Source organism: Clostridium sp. LXY-7 (assembly GCF_056172015.1).
The window spans coordinates 355468-371605 of record NZ_JBLLJL010000002.1 but is presented as its reverse complement, the minus strand read 5'-3'; the positions used below and the strand labels follow the sequence as shown (position 1 = coordinate 371605).

The window sequence follows — 16138 nt, the reverse complement described above, 5'->3', positions numbered from 1 at the left end:
AAATAGGTTCGCAGTTTATCATAACTATCCTAGGATTACCTCATATAATCATACTTTGTGATGAATATATACTAATCTTATGCCAGTAATATTAACAAGCACTACATTCATTACAGCTGTGGTTACTCTCTCCACAAACATTGTTTTCAACATAAAACAGCTGATCTCCAACTGATTCAATATTTTTAACTTCTTTAATAATTTCATCAAGATATTTAAATATCTTATGTGATAATTCTTCTGCTTGTTTATAATCATTGTATATATTTCCATAGTCTTTTCCTTTAATTGAATCCATAACTTTTTTTCCAGTACTATGAAAATCTAAATGAACTTTTCCAACTTCATTCCAAGCTTTTGAGATTTTTGGGTGGTCAGCATTAATTGCATAATAAAAATGACCAAAAGCGCACTTATTCCCATCTAGTTGAAGGGGGTATACCTTCTTTTCCTCCACAGCTATTTTTAGTTTAGCTAGCCAAGCAGTATGAGAAGTTTTAGCTTTTTCAATGTAAGTAATAAACTCCTTATTAGTAATAGAATTAGAAGTATCCTTTAAATGAGCAAATAACTCTCTAACTATTTTAGATAACTCATTGTCAATGTTAGAGATCTTTATTCCCTGCTCTGCACTTTCCACAGCACTATTATGAACTTCTTCTGTCATGTTACTAAGCCTTTCTGCATCTAGAGTTGACATTTCCATAGCTTTATTAATTTCCCCTACTGAAAGACTAATGCCACTCATAGATTCATTAAGTACTTTTATATCTTTTACTGTTGAGTCTAGTAACTCAACATTGTTTTTTATTGTAACCTTAACATTATCTATTTTATCACTCATTTTAGTGGTCTCTGATATGGTCTTATCCATACTACTCTTTCCATCATTTGCAGCTTGATGAATATTTACCATTACAGATTTCATACCATCGAGATTAACTTTAGTATCATCTGCAAGCTTTCTAATTTCCTGAGCTACTACTGCAAAGCCCCTTCCATGTTCCCCAGCTCTTGCTGCTTCTATGGATGCATTTAATGCTAAAAGATTAGTCTTGTTAGCAATTTCTTCAACTGTACCTACAATATCATTAATTTTATTGGCCATTTGAACTAAATAATCTATTTTACCGCTCATTACATTTGCATTCGTTAGCACATCTTCTTTAATGTCACTGATTTCTTCCATTTGAGAAAGCCCTTCAATATTGCTGTTCATAAGATTTTGTGATGAATTTGATACAGCATTAAGAGTTTCTGTTGCAACAGAAGTAGTTTCATTAACTGTGTTCATACTAGCTGTGGTCTCTTCAACAATAGCTAAGTTTGATTGGCTTACATCTTTCATTTCTTCTGCAAACTCTACAAGCATTTCAGATATATGCTTCATTTCAGTATCAAAACTGCTTATGGAAGCCCCTATGTCAATAATCCTTTTGGCTGATTGAGCCATTTTTTCTTCTCCGTCAAATAGCTTGTCAAAATATTTAGCAAGCCTAATATGGTTATCGTATTTAACAACAGGTTTTTCGATAATTCTCCCATTCATACGATTGTTAACATAATCCATAATTTCATCAGTCTCATAACATGGTTTTTTCTTTGCCTTAAATATCATAAATTTCCTCCTAAAAACTTACCCTAATTATCATTTATTAATATTCTTACAAGCTATGCTTCTTTATGGAAGCCAGCTTTTTCTAAAATCTAATATAAATTTTTTCCTAATTAAGCTTCATAAATCCTTGTCCCCTTTATGATTCCTAATATCACTAGCATATAAATTTTCTATATAGATAACCCCAATCCTAAATATGAATATTTACGCACCATATCAGTATACTATAAATTTGAAAATAATTATAGATATGTAAAATAAAAATTTAAATGGAAACTTGTTCTCTATTTTCTAATGTATTACCTGTAATTTTATTATTTATAGAAATATGTGTGGAAATTCTTTATTAGACATGTGAAGATTAAAAAAGAAATGACTGACTAAATTTATTATAGGTTAATTAATTTAGATATTCTATGTAATGAAATAGATATAAATAAAGATGGATGTGTACTATTAGAATGTATTCTTTGTAACATTATATAATTTGTTTTTGATAATAAAATAATAAGGTGTGCAGTAAGTTATGTAACTCAACATAATTTATACTCACCTTATCTGTTTGAATTCAACGTAATTTATAAATGTAACTCCTTCTCACATGCGTTCGAATGAGTAAGCTCGAAGAGCTAAATCGAAGATTTATATTCTCACTTAAGAGTTTAAATATAGAATAGTAGTTATTCCTTTTATAACAATTTCTTAGGCTTCTTCCCTTGCAAAGAGGACATTCACCTTCAATTAGTAATTTACTAAGTTTCTTTTTAGCGGCTTCAGAAACTTCTCCGCTCATTGGTATTCCTTAGGGCATTCACCCACTCTAGCAGCAATAATCACAGACAGATAATCTTGTATCACTTCTCGAGAAACATTCATTTCCATAAGATATAAGTCTGACAGTTGTTTCTTGTATCTCAGGAGCGTTTCTCTATCATCTGCATCTTCTGGAACTGGTGTATATTCCACCAAAAAAACAGTTCTTGCAACATCATATAAAATATCTCCATGGCATATATTCATGAAGTCTATAACCACTGTATGCCCCTTTGAGAGTAATATATTACCCGGATGAAAATCTCCATGACAAAGTGTATCTCCATCTTTCAATCTTTCCAAGGTTTCTAGAACTCTATTTTGTTCCATTAGATTATTCGATTCAGCGTTTAATATATTAGACTTTAAAAATTCTTTGTAATTCGGTACATTTCTAACTCTGTTCTGTACGATTGTCTTATGCAACTGTGCCATATATTCTGCACATCCTTGGAGATCACCTGTTTTCATAGTCCAATCCAACAAAGACTCACCCTCCACTTTGTCATATAAAATTCCCATCCGTTCTTCGCAGCAAATAATTTCATATGCCTTTGGTTTTGCAAAATTCATACCATTGATTGCCTTCGCGTTTTGAAACTCTCTTTCTACTGCATTTTTGGGATAACCCTGATCAAAAAGCTTAAGTGCAGTACCTTCTTTCCATTCATAAATAGTTGCCGTATTGCCTTTACCCAATATCTTCCCATATTTCATTTATATCACCCTGCCTTTCAAAGCATTTATGGCCGTAGGTGCCAAATGCTTATTTCTCCAGCCATAGAGAAATGAATTAATTCATCAATAATATCCTATTCTTCTATATATTGAATCATTGATAGATAAGTTGTTATCTCTGACTTATTCATACATCATTATTTCTTAGGTATACTTATTAAATCACAATCTCAAACTTTCACTTTACTATCACTTGCGATACGCTTCACCGTAGCGGGTATAACTTAGACTTTTTTCTAAGTTATACATTAGGTACAGAATATGAATAAGGGCTTAGACTCTTTGAGGTAAGCCATCTTACATGTCTATTTGTAAATCCTTTATTTGAGAAGAGTACATATTACTTATCCACTAATTATACTGATTTTCTTCCATATGTAATAAGTAGCCCTTGTGCTTTTTTCTAGACTCAACCACATGATCAATTATAATTCTTGCAAAACTCAACTTATATTCTGGTATATTTGGCAGATCATCTAATGAAAACCAATCAGCTGCTTCTATTTCATTATTGTCTATTCTTATTTCTCCAGATGAATATTCAGCTATAAACCCAAACATAAGTTTATAAGGAAAAGGCCATGGATGACTACGAAAATATTTAATGTTCTTTATATCAATTCCAACCTCTTCTTTGACTTCTCTCTTAACACTTGTCTCTATAAACTCTCCTGGTTCAACATGCCCAGCTATAAGACTATACATATTAGGTGTAAAGTGGGGTGAACGTGCTAAAAGAATCTTATCATCTTTTAACACTGCAACTATTATAGCTGGAGTTATACGTGGGTAAATAATATATCCACAATTTAAACATTCCATATAAGTTTTTTTAGGATCTATCTGAACTTTTTTACCGCAACAACTACAATATTTGTTTTCATTTAACCAATTTATTAATTCTAAGGCACGCATAGCAAGTAAAAATATATTTTCAGCAACTTCTCCATATATTTCCCCAATATCCTTTGAAAAATAACCTTGAATCTCATCTTTACTAGATACATTTGCAGCATAATAATCATTACCATCTACTGTACCTATATACATCATTTCAGAGCTATTAATTCCAAATTCTTCAACTTCACTAATTAATAGAAACTTAGGATAATCTTCATGTTCTTTAAATATAATTTCACTTTTGTAAAATAAAAAACAATATGAATATGTGTTATATTCATTGATATTCTTATGATTCATTCCCTTTACCTCCATTAATAACTTAGATGTTTTTAAAATATCTACATCCATATAAGCTTTATAAAAATCAGTAGATGTCACCGGTGAATCTGCAAATGCTCTAATTAGATTCATTGAAAAAAGCATTATACCTATAATAAACAAAGTAAAAACATATTTTTAATACGCATTCATCCCCTTTTTTACTCTTATTTACATATATTATACACTTTGAATGATCATATAACTATTCTTGTTCTGTAAATAATTTCAAAAAAAACACCTCAATCTCAATCTAATTTAATTGGCTTTCTTTTAAACGATTGTTGATTTTAGAACTATAATCCGTACACTTTTAAATTCCAATTTCCCTCTAATTCTAGTCATCTATATTCTTATTGTAAAAACTGAAAAAGAAGGAGAACCCATCATCAGAGGATTCTCCTTCTTTATTATTATGCTCAAAAAAGATGATTCAAATTTATGAATCCTCTTAGGCTGTCGACATTCATATGCCGACAGCCTTTTTGTATGAATCGTGTTATAACGTAGATAACATTTGTCGTATAATATGCAAACTGGTTAAATTAATACCAATATTTAAATTGTGGAAAAGAAATATTTGGTATGATATACTATTTTTACTATATAACGAAGAAATTTTATATTATCTTGTGATGGATATTAAAGAGGAGGATATGCAAATGAAATCTATGCTGAAAACTATGCGAATGCGTAAAAACGAAATTCCTGAGGATATATTGTTTTTGTTTGGGAGCATTGTTGAAACATATAAAGGAGAGGAATGCGAGGGAAAATTTATAAAAGCCATGGAAGAACGTCTCACCAAGGAGCAACGCTTCCGGATATACGAGCAAAACGGAAGTTGTAGAGGTACTGGGTACGATAAAGAACGTAAAGCCTTCGCACTTGAACACGCTGACAAACCCCTTGGTGAAAGGCTGGAACTATTCACAAATACCTTTGGCAGAACAGCCGTTTTGAATGATGATAATACAATCACAGTTACTTTTGCCTGTAACCATGGATATTACAAGCATGCGCCAAAAGGAATGTTTCAATTTCCGGAATCAATTGAAACATATTTTGAAAGATGTGCAGGTGGGCGTTTGTATGAATACCAAAAAGCATTGGGAATAAAACTGAAGATTAAGTCAATTGATGTGTCTCCCCTTAGCAAAAATATTGTAAACCCCGTTGTATTTACGTTTGAGATAGTGGATTAATAACACACTTACCGAATAAGCATAATACCGTTTAGAGCCACTAAAGGCTTTGCTTCTTGGTTATGTAGTTTTTCTACGTTTGCGTGTTATACCATAAATATTCAGCAGGGAAAGTATAGACCCCATCGTACTGATTAAGCTAAATATTATTCAATATCTTTCCGGTATTCGTTCTATGCGTCAAACAATCAAAGACGTAGAAGTGAACGCCGCGTATCGGTGGTATATGGGCTATGGATTATCCGAGAAGATACCGCATTTTTCAACTTTCAGCAAAAACTATAGCCGCCGTTTTGAGGGCACAGACTTATTTGAACAGATATTTTCAAGAGTTGTAGCCGAAATAATCAAACAGGGCTTTATTAATGAAGAAAATATATTTATTGACGGAAGCCACATAAAAGCCAACGCTAATAACCATAAATATCTAAAAGCAATCGTTGAGAAGTCTGCAAAATTCTATGAAGCTGAATTGCAAAAAGAAATCGCCAAAGACCGTGAAAAATGCAAGGATTGTCCTTTTTTACAGCAATGCACGGAAAGCAAAAACCATGTGAAACTCGTTGTTTGTCATGTTTGGGAAGAGTATATTGAAAAAGCAGAGGATATAAGGCATACTACTGGCAGCAAAGAACTCTATATGTTACGAAGTCAGACTATAGAACGGGTCTTTGCTGATGCTAAAGAGCTTCATGGTATGAGATATGCAAAACATAGAGGTTTAGGCAGAATCAAAATGGAACTAAACCTCTTATTTGCGTGCATGAATTTAAAGAAACTGGCAAATAGGCTATGGAAGAATGGTCTAACCCCTTTACTTTTTCGCTTGTTTGTGTCAATATTTGAAGTTCTTGAAGAAATTTATAACGAAATTGTAATAGCTTCTTGATTTTTAGCAAACCAAGAAGCCATAAGTCAACAATCTGAGAGGATTCAAATTTATGAATCCTCTTTCTTATCCACTAGTACCAAATTTATTTTCATCCAGCTCCAATAACCTATTTTATTCTATTTACAAAATACTTAACAATCTCCACTATTACTAAAGGTGAAATTGATAATATTGTTACTAATATCCAATGTATGGAACTCAAAGTTTCAATACTAAATAGTTCTGCCAAAACAGGTACAAAACAAATCAGTAACATTATTATAGTTGAAGTAACTACACCTTTTAATACACCCTTATTTGATGAAAATTTAATTTTAAATATTGATTGGCTACTTCTACAATTAAACACATGGATTATTGATGAAAATGCCATTACTAAGAAACACATTGTAACACCAACTTCTTTTGATGGAGCAATGACTTCTGATAAATTAGTAAAGGTTCCTAAATAGAATGCAATTAAAGTAATTATGGAAAACATTATAGCTTGTAATAATATTTTAACTCCCAATCCATCTGATAATATATTCTTATTTCTATCTACTGGTTTTCTAGACATTATGTTGTCATCTGTTTTCTCCTTACTTAATCCAAAGGCAGGAAGTGCATCTGCTACTACATTTATAAATAGCAATTGCATTGCTAAGATTGGTGAACCCCACCCTATAAGAAATGCTACAAATACTATTATAACTTCTGCAATATTACAACTTAAAAAGAATCCAACTGTTTTCCTTATGTTATCGTAAATAGTTCTTCCTTCCTCCACAGCATCTATTATTGTAGAGAAATTATCATCTGTTAAAATCATATCTGATGCATCCTTTGCTACATCAGTACCAGTTATACCCATAGCACAACCAATATCTGCTGCCTTTAAGGCTGGAGAATCATTTACTCCATCACCTGTCATTACAACTACTTCTCCATTACTTTGCCATGCTTTTACAATTCTTATCTTATCTTCTGGGCTAACCCTTGCATAAACTGAATAATTATTTATATTTCTTTTTAATTCTTCATCTGTCATCTCACTTAATGTTTTTCCTGTAATTGCTTCATCATCATTTTCTAATATTGTTAGTTCCTTTGCTATTGCTGTTGCTGTTATAATATGATCTCCAGTTATCATTATTGTTTTTATACCAGCATTTCTAGCTTTTATTATAGATTCTTTTGCCTCAGGCCTCGGAGGATCTATAATACCTATCATCCCTAATAAGGTTAAATCATTTTCTAAAGTTTCCTCATTTAGAATATTGGGTAATTCATTATAAAACTTATACGCTACTGAAATTACCCTTAACGCAGATTCTGCAAAATCTGAATTTGCTTTCTTAGCTTTTTTAAAGTCTCCATGGATACATTTTGGTAATAATACGTCAAATGCTCCCTTTACTATTACACAATATTTTCCTTTAGCTTGAGTATTATCTTCAATCTCATGAACAGTTGTCATTAATTTCCTTTTCGAATCAAAAGGTATTTCATGAATTCTGTTGTAATTATTATTTAAATTAGTTTTGGAGTGTCCATAATCTTTAAAAGCCCTTACTATAGCAATTTCTGTTGCATCACCAAAGGCATTTTCTTCTAACCCATTCATCTCTATCTTTGCATTAGAACATAATGCAGCAAATTTTAAAACCTCATAGCTTTCATCACTTATTCTCTTCTCATTTTTTAATATCTCATCTTGTTCTGACCATACTCTTGTTACTGTCATTTTATTTTGTGTTAACGTACCAGTTTTATCAGAACATATTATTGATGCAGATCCTAATGTTTCTACTGCAGGTAGTCTTCTAATAATAGCATTCCTCTTAACCATTTTTGTAACACTAAAAGCTAATGCTATAGTAACTACCCCTGTTAGTGACTCTGGTATAGCAGCTACAGCTAATGCTACTGCTGCAATAAACATTTCAAAAGCACTTTCTCCTTGTAGTATACCTATTATAAAAAGTATTAAGCATGCTCCAATTGCTCCTATTGTAATAGTCTTACCAAGTCTAGAAAGCTTTTCTTGCAAAGGAGTATTCTTTTTCTTTTCATTATTTAGAAAAGCTGCTATCTTCCCCATCTCTGTGTCCATTCCTATTCCTGTAACAACAGCTTTAGCTCTTCCATTTGTTACTATACAACCTGAATATACCATGTTTAATCTATCACCAATTGAAGAATCTTTATCTACTTTAGCATTTTCATCCTTATCAACAGCCACGCTCTCTCCTGTTAATGATGATTCTTCAACTTTTAAACTTGAACTTTCAATAAGCCTAGCATCAGCTGATATATAGTCTCCAGATTCTAATATAATTATGTCTCCTGGAACTAACTCCTCTGATTTTAACTCTATAAGCTCACCATTTCTAATAACTCTAGAATAATGAGTATTCATTTTCTTTAATGAATTTAAAGCTTTTTCAGCACTATTCTCTTGTATTGTACCTAATAAAGCATTTATGAATACAATTGCTAAAATAAGAGCCCCCTCTATGTAGCTACCGTCTCCTTTTGATGCTAGAAAAAATGATAATAATGCAGCAATAATCAGTATAATTATCATAAAATCCTTTAATTGATTAACAAATCTTTTTGTAAAACTTATAGGTTTTTCTTCTTTAAACTTATTTTCTCCATGTTTTTCTCTTGCTTCATTTACTTGTTTAGTTTCTAAACCCTTATCTGGATTTGTATTAAGTTCAATATATAATTTATTTAACTCTTTAATATAATTCATAAATATACCCTCCTTACTAATTCAAACCTATTATTTTACCGGCAAAATAATATGGATGTTGATAAATATTCTAAATTCCTGTATAATAATACTGCATTTAATCAATAATACATTCGAATGATTTTTAACTATTTTTAAAATACTACAGTATGAGTTATATTCCAACCTACAAAATTTAAAATCCGTAAAAAATTATACACAGGGGGGTAAAATGTACAATTATTTAAATAAATTTTCTAAAGTTAAAATTACTAAATCCCATTTAAGATTACATCAAGCTTTTATTGATTTAGTAAGTCAAAATGGTTTTGAAAAGATTACGGTAAATGATATTTGCGACAAGGCCTTAGTTAGTAGATCTACTTTTTACAATCACTTTGAGGACAAATATCACCTTCTATATTTTAGTATTTATCAACTAAAAAACCAAATACTTGATTTTGAAAAATCAATCACCGATTATAGTAAAGGTGAACAAATTCATATTATATTATCTTTTATAAATAAAAACAGAGCATTTTTTAAAAATATTATTTCCATTAATGATATCAATTTAATGATAGCTACACTGCATGATCTTACTATACCTCAATACATTTTAATGCTAAAATCTCTTGAGGATATGGGATATAGATTTATTGTAAGTATAGATTTTCTTGCAGAATTTTTTTCTGGGGCCTTCATATCAATAGTTTATCGTTGGCTAGAAGATGACAATTCTAAAACCATTGATGAGCTCTCCTTTGAACTTGATAAAGTTACTGATATGCATTTATATTTTGATCCTTCTGTGCAAATTAATCTAATATAAGTTTTTATATTTATTATCATTTTTGAATTATATCTTTTCTTTGGACACTCAACATGGTTGCCTTTTGAATAATCTTGTAATCCTTTGTATTTTTCTTAATCTCTCATCTATTTTATTCTTTAAACTTATACCAGAATTTTTAATGACTCTCTACAAATAAATAATCAAATTTTAATAAAAACCTCTCTTGTTTATGATATGGTTCTCTATATCAGTAGTAAGTGTGGTTTTTTAATGTAAATCAAATCCACCATATTTATTTTAAAATTTCTTCTCCCCTTAAACATGCTACATCTATCATATTATTACCTCAAAATAAAATATAGATACATCCTATTTATACTTTTAAATAGATAGAAGGTTCATTATAAATTACCGATTTCCCAAAAGATAAAAAGCCATGAACTCTTTAATTAGAGTTCATGGCTTTGGATTTATTTTTTATTTATATTGCGATGCAAAGATTATTTATTTTGGGGCATAATTTCTCTATATTATAACTCATAGAAAAGAACTAGTCTATACTTTTTTTGATTTTTATATATAATTATTATTGTTGCAACAAATAAATAATTGAATTGGAGAAAGAATATGATAAAAAAGAAAATAGCAAACATCCCTTTTGGACCATTTATTACAGTTTTAGCAGGAGCGATGGTTAATGGAAAGCCAAACTATGCCACACTTGGTGCATACGGTGTTGTAAGTGAGAAACCTGTATTGTATATTTCATTGAAAAACTCCCACTATACAACTTCAGGTGTAGCAGAAAGTGGATTCTTTAGTGTAAACATACCATCCTCTGAATCTATTGATAAGACTGATTTTTGTGGGTGCGTATCTGGTAATAAAGAAGATAAATCAAATGTTTTTGATTCGTTTTATGATGCAGCAGGAAATGCACCAATGATAAAAGAATGTCCTGTAAATTATCTTTGTAAGGTAATACAAACTATTCCTATATTTGATTTTACCATGTTTATTGGAGAGATTGTTGCTGTATATGCGAATGAAGACTGCCTGGAAGATGGAAAGCCTAATGCTCTAAAAGTTAACCCAACAATAATGATGGGTTCAGGATACTTTGATCTAAAAGATAGAGTTGGTTCACTATTTAAAACATATAATACTATAAATGCCGTTGATCCTAGATAATAAGTATTAATATAAGGATGATACAGAATTTTTCCTTATGATAAAGTAGAAGTAAAAGTTATTAATAACTTTATCAATAGATTATCCACAACAAGAAAATAAAAGTTAGCCTATATCTTAAATTACTATGTAAAGCAAGATATAGACTTTATTTTAAGGAAAACCCTCCACTAATCAAATTAGTGGAGGGTTTTATGGTGAAGACGAAGCATAGGCTACATATTAAAGTATCTTTACTATTTAAGAAATTTCTTTTTACACAGTGAATCTGATCCCTTTAAAATTTCTTAAACTCTTTTTAATGCCCTAGCTGTATAACTATAATCTGCCTTAAGTAAATCTGCTACTGTACCTTGCATTATAATATTTCCTCCTAAATCTCCACCTTCAGGCCCCAAATCCATTATCCAATCTGCATTTTTAATCACATCTAAATTATGTTCTATGATTAAAATGGTATTTCCATTATTTCTTATCTTGTTAAAAAGAACTAACAAGTTTTGAATATCCGAAAAATGTAATCCTGAAGTAGGTTCATCAAAAATATATAGGCAATCAGTTAGTTGATTTAGACATAATTCCTTTGATAATTTTATTCTTTGTGCTTCTCCTCCAGATAGGGTGGTTGCACTTTGTCCTAATTTTATATATCCTAAACCTACTTCAAATAAGGTTTCTAAAATTCTATGTGCCCTGCTTTGCTCTGTAAAGAAGTTTAAAGCTTCTTCTACGGTGATTTGTAAAACTTCATATATATTTTTCCCATTATATTTTATCTGTAATACTTCATTCTTATATTTCTTTCCTTTACAAACAGGACAAGGGGTCCAAATATCTTCCATAAAAGAAATATGACTACAAACCCTTCCATCACCATGACATTTTTCACATCCACCTTCTTTGCTATTAAAGCTGAACTTACTCTCTTTATATCCTCGAGTTTTTGCAGCATTTGTGGAAGCAAAAATCTTTTTAATATCATCCATAAGCCCAACATATGTTGCTATGTTTGATCTAGAAGTACGTCCTATTGGCCTTTGGTCAACATAAATAATTTTCTTTACATGATTTTCTCCTGAAATATAATCACAAAATCTGCTTATATCCTCTTTGCCCTCTAATCTATTTTTCAAAACTGGATAAATAACCTTAGAAACTAATGTACTTTTTCCAGAACCACTGACTCCTGTTATGCATGTAACAGCTCCAATTGGAAATCTAATATCTATATTTTTTAAATTATTACCTCTAGCTCCATCTATTTTAATCCACTTATCTGTTAGTTCTAATTTTTCTATTTCTACTATCTTTTCATTACATAGATATTTTCCTGTTTCTGATTTTTCATTGTCCATAACTTCCATAACTGTGCCTTGTGCAACTATGCTTCCACCATTTATTCCTGCACCTTTACCTATATCTATAACATAGTCAGCACACTTTATTATTTCCTTATTATGATCTACCATAACCACAGTATTTCCATAGTCTTTAAGTTCCTTTATAATCATAATAAGCTTATCATAATCCTTGGGATGAAGTCCTGTTGATGGTTCATCTAAAACATAAAGCATATTAGTAATTTCACCATTTAGCTGCTTAACTATTTTTAATCTTTGAAGTTCACCACCTGATAATGTTGCCGCTGAGCGATTTAAAGCTAAATAATTAAGACCTATTTTTATATATAAATCAATTTTTCTATAAAGCTTTTTTAATAGGGGTTCAACCTTATTTAATTCACTTTCCTGCAATGCATCTGGCAATTCTTCAATCCATTTCTTTAGCCCATCTATTGTCATTGCTGCTGCAGCTGGATATCTTACCCCTAATATTTCAACACTTCTTCCTTCTCTATTAAGCCTTTCCCCATTACAGCTATTACATATATCTTCCTTCATAAACTCCTCAGCAATTCTTTTCGTAGAATCATTACTGCCATTCTCATATACTCGCTTTATATAATTATAAGCACCTTCAACTTTCCTTGTGATTTCGCCGCTTTTGCCATTATTATTTTTGTATACATATGTGATTTCACTTTCAGTACCCAATATTATTTTTTCTTTAAATTCTTGTGGCAGCTGACGCCATGGCAGTTCTAAATCAATCCTCATATCTTCTGCCAATGCTAATACTTCACCTTTTAGCCAATTAGCATTAGGATTTTCTTTAAATTTTCTTAAATCTCCCCATAAAATTGATGCTCCATCAAGAATTGATTTATCTGGTTTGGAAATTATTAAATTGCAATCTATCTCTCCATGAATCCCCAGCCCATTACATACTTGACACATACTATCTGGATTGTTATAGCTAAAGGTAGATGGAGTTAACTGAAACATAATATGACTGCAATCATAGCACATTTGATTTTCTTGAAATAATATCTTTTCATCCTCATTAATTAGTACATAAATTGCCCCATGTCCTATTTTCAATGCTTCTTCTATGTTTTTAAGCATATTTTTATCATTATTTTTTGCTCCACCAATTGCATGGTCATAGGATAAATTTTCATAGATTACATGTTTATAAGATAAATCTTCATTATTATATGGCTTTATTATAATTCTTGTATTAGCTGGCAATTCCATTAACTTTTCATAAATTTCACTGCTAGTAAGAGGAATAATAGCACTTCCGCAATTAGGACAATGTCTTATTCCAATGGTTGAAAATATATTTCTTAAATAATCATAAATCTCTGTTATAGTCCCTACTGTAGAACGTGGATTTCTAGAAATACTCTTTTGAGAAATTGATATTGCTGGTGGAAGACCAGTTATCATATCAAAATTTGGTTTTTCTCTCCATTCATTATTAGCTGTATTCCCCATACTTTCCATAAATCTTCTTTGGCTTTCTGCATATAGAGTATCAAAGACCAAGCTTGATTTTCCACTGCCGCTAACTCCTGTCACTGCTGTTATCTTATTATATGGAATTGTAACATTAATATTTTTAAGATTGTTCTGCCTTGCACCTTTTATTACAATACCTTCAGTGCGTTTTTCCTCTATATGTTGATTTTTATAAAAATCCTTTTTCTCTTTATTTACATTATTATTAGAATATTTTTCTATAACATCAAGACTTGATTGTTTTATATGGACTTGTGAATTATGCTCTTCTTCAAGCTGTTCCTCCGCCCATTCCGGCCAATGTTTAAGCCAATCAGGAACACTACAAACTGCTACTTTATCATTAACATATATATATGGAAATATTTTAATTAGTGGACTATTATTAAAAGAATCCAACTTACTTACTTTGATTCTTCTTAGATTTTTATCAAAATCCAATATTTTTGCTGTTGTAAGTGCTATAGGATTTGGTCTTACTGGTGATCTTGTTGCAAAAATTCCTGTTCTAGGTGCATTTTCATAAGGTGGATCGCACTCCGTGGCTCTTCTATATTTCGATTCATCAAATCTACTAAACCACCACATTATTTTTATGTGAGAGTATCCCATTAATTCTTCATAGAGGTTTTCAAAATCATTTTCTATATAAATGAAATCTTCTCCATTTATTTTTTTAAGACTTCCCATTACTGCAATCTCATTCTTAGAATTCACAAAAGCTTTTTTATTATCTGCTCCTTTTACCTTAGGACTAAAACTTTCCTTAACCCTATCTTCACAAGGGAAATATGGTTTTACATCATAAACAGGAACATTATCTTCTAAATTTTTATCCTCCTTAAAAGTAATTATTCCTGCTTTTTCATCCACATTATTTATTTCAATAGTTTTTTGCATAAGCTCCTTAGAAAAAATAACAATTATATGACTAAATGAAGATAAATATTTTAATCCCTTAACAAAGCTTTTATCTATTACTATTTTATTTTTTCCCTCTACTCTCCCTATTTCATAAACATTAAAATACTGATCCCTATCCATAAAAACTCTCCTTTACCATTGATATATTACTGATAATAATCCCTACCACAATGTGAGAGTCAATATTTTTTATTAAGATGCAATGAAAAAAATAAACAAGGATACACTAGTCCATTATTTTTTAAATTGTGACTTAAATTTAATGGGTATCTGTATTTCTGTTAAATAATCCTTTGGATTTTCTTCATTCCAAGGTCCTTTATGACATATCTGCATACTCAGTCCACTTATTTCATATTGATTATTTTCTTCTAACCAATTTACAAATGACTTATAGGCACCTGAAATATTCTCATAGGGTCCATAAACCATTGTAGTTCCAACCAAATCAAAAGCTTCTGTTTTGTGGAAAGTAACTCCATCTTTTTCTATTCCCTTTTCTTCCGTTACTATACATATCTCAATATCTACATCTTTTTCTTTATATTCATTATCATGATATATGGCAAAGCTATGGTTACTATCCTTTATATTTAAATTTTCTTTTTTAATATGTTCACATAATAAATGCCAGAGTTCACCTTCTGCAAAATAGTTTGGCGCAATCTTTCTAAGGGAAATAACATCATAAGAAGGAATAGATTTTACCACAACATTATAGTTAAACTCCTTCTTATCATCTATTTCCCCCATTGCTCCTCTTAACTTTTCTAACTTCTGCTCTTCAACTCTTATTGCTTCTTTAATAGCTTCTTCTTTCAGTCTAAATTCTTTCTTTAATGATTCACTATCCCAATACTTTAATGCATGAGAAATTTCCTCAGTACTAAATCCTATATCTCTTAAAAAGATTATCTTACTTAAAGTTTTTGTTTGCTCCACTGAATACATTCTATATCCATTTTCATTATTAATTTTAGCTGGTTTTAAAATACCAACGTCATCATAATACCTTAACATTCTAATAGAAACTTGAGTTAATTTTGAAAATTCTCCAATCCTAAACACTTGCCTCTTCCTCCAAACACATTTATGTAATTATATATAACAATGTTTCTAACATTATAGGCTTTATAACCATATATTAAAATTAT

The 16138-nt window shown here is 30.5% G+C and carries 10 protein-coding genes; 4 read left to right on the top strand and 6 right to left on the bottom strand.

Features of this window, described 5'->3' with window-relative positions; all coding sequences use genetic code 11:
* Positions 1–91 precede the first annotated feature (91 nt).
* The 3 genes from ACI48Q_RS08805 to nudC form a co-directional block, all read right to left on the bottom strand.
* Complete coding sequence (locus tag ACI48Q_RS08805; RefSeq protein ID WP_474918710.1) at positions 92–1618, bottom strand: methyl-accepting chemotaxis protein; 1527 nt, start codon at positions 1616–1618, stop codon at positions 92–94.
* 789 nt (positions 1619–2407) lie between these two features.
* Positions 2408–3148: an aminoglycoside phosphotransferase family protein gene (locus tag ACI48Q_RS08800; protein WP_474918709.1), complete on the bottom strand. Its 741-nt coding sequence runs from the start codon at positions 3146–3148 to the stop codon at positions 2408–2410.
* A 372-nt stretch (positions 3149–3520) separates the two neighbouring features.
* Positions 3521–4369 (bottom strand): NAD(+) diphosphatase, encoded by an 849-nt coding sequence (gene nudC, locus ACI48Q_RS08795; RefSeq protein WP_474918708.1) that lies wholly within the window; start codon positions 4367–4369, stop codon positions 3521–3523.
* Between the two features lie 683 nt (positions 4370–5052).
* On the opposite strand from nudC, the gene ACI48Q_RS08790 reads away from it, so the two are divergent.
* Together ACI48Q_RS08790 and ACI48Q_RS08785 are read left to right on the top strand one after the other, a co-directional pair.
* On the top strand, positions 5053–5595 hold the full coding sequence (locus ACI48Q_RS08790; protein WP_474918707.1) for a hypothetical protein: 543 nt from the start codon (positions 5053–5055) through the stop codon (positions 5593–5595).
* A 97-nt stretch (positions 5596–5692) separates the two neighbouring features.
* Complete coding sequence (locus ACI48Q_RS08785; RefSeq protein ID WP_474919510.1) at positions 5693–6484, top strand: transposase; 792 nt, start codon at positions 5693–5695, stop codon at positions 6482–6484.
* Positions 6485–6593: 109 nt separating this feature from the next.
* Here the strand turns inward: ACI48Q_RS08785 and ACI48Q_RS08780 are convergent, their stop codons facing one another.
* Complete coding sequence (locus ACI48Q_RS08780; RefSeq protein WP_474918706.1) at positions 6594–9230, bottom strand: calcium-translocating P-type ATPase, PMCA-type; 2637 nt, start codon at positions 9228–9230, stop codon at positions 6594–6596.
* Positions 9231–9441: 211 nt separating this feature from the next.
* Between ACI48Q_RS08780 and ACI48Q_RS08775 the strand changes: the two genes are divergently transcribed.
* Positions 9442–10041, top strand: a complete 600-nt coding sequence (locus ACI48Q_RS08775) for a TetR/AcrR family transcriptional regulator (RefSeq protein ID WP_474918705.1) — start codon at positions 9442–9444, stop codon at positions 10039–10041.
* A gap of 591 nt (positions 10042–10632) precedes the next feature.
* Complete coding sequence (locus tag ACI48Q_RS08770; protein WP_474918704.1) at positions 10633–11196, top strand: flavin reductase family protein; 564 nt, start codon at positions 10633–10635, stop codon at positions 11194–11196.
* A gap of 287 nt (positions 11197–11483) precedes the next feature.
* Here the strand turns inward: ACI48Q_RS08770 and uvrA are convergent, their stop codons facing one another.
* Together uvrA and ACI48Q_RS08760 are read right to left on the bottom strand one after the other, a co-directional pair.
* Positions 11484–15104: an excinuclease ABC subunit UvrA gene (gene uvrA, locus ACI48Q_RS08765; protein WP_474918703.1), complete on the bottom strand. Its 3621-nt coding sequence runs from the start codon at positions 15102–15104 to the stop codon at positions 11484–11486.
* 114 nt (positions 15105–15218) lie between these two features.
* On the bottom strand, positions 15219–16052 hold the full coding sequence (locus tag ACI48Q_RS08760) for a MerR family transcriptional regulator (RefSeq protein ID WP_474918702.1): 834 nt from the start codon (positions 16050–16052) through the stop codon (positions 15219–15221).
* Positions 16053–16138: the final 86 nt, after the last annotated feature.

Coding starts and splice junctions, on each gene's coding strand:
- uvrA (WP_474918703.1), bottom strand. CDS start 15,104: ATGGATAGGGATCAGTATTTTAATGTTTATGAAATAGGGAGAGTAGAG.
- ACI48Q_RS08780 (WP_474918706.1), bottom strand. CDS start 9,230: ATGAATTATATTAAAGAGTTAAATAAATTATATATTGAACTTAATACA.
- nudC (WP_474918708.1), bottom strand. CDS start 4,369: ATGAATCATAAGAATATCAATGAATATAACACATATTCATATTGTTTT.
- ACI48Q_RS08770 (WP_474918704.1), top strand. CDS start 10,633: ATGATAAAAAAGAAAATAGCAAACATCCCTTTTGGACCATTTATTACA.
- ACI48Q_RS08775 (WP_474918705.1), top strand. CDS start 9,442: ATGTACAATTATTTAAATAAATTTTCTAAAGTTAAAATTACTAAATCC.
- ACI48Q_RS08800 (WP_474918709.1), bottom strand. CDS start 3,148: ATGAAATATGGGAAGATATTGGGTAAAGGCAATACGGCAACTATTTAT.
- ACI48Q_RS08790 (WP_474918707.1), top strand. CDS start 5,053: ATGAAATCTATGCTGAAAACTATGCGAATGCGTAAAAACGAAATTCCT.
- ACI48Q_RS08805 (WP_474918710.1), bottom strand. CDS start 1,618: ATGATATTTAAGGCAAAGAAAAAACCATGTTATGAGACTGATGAAATT.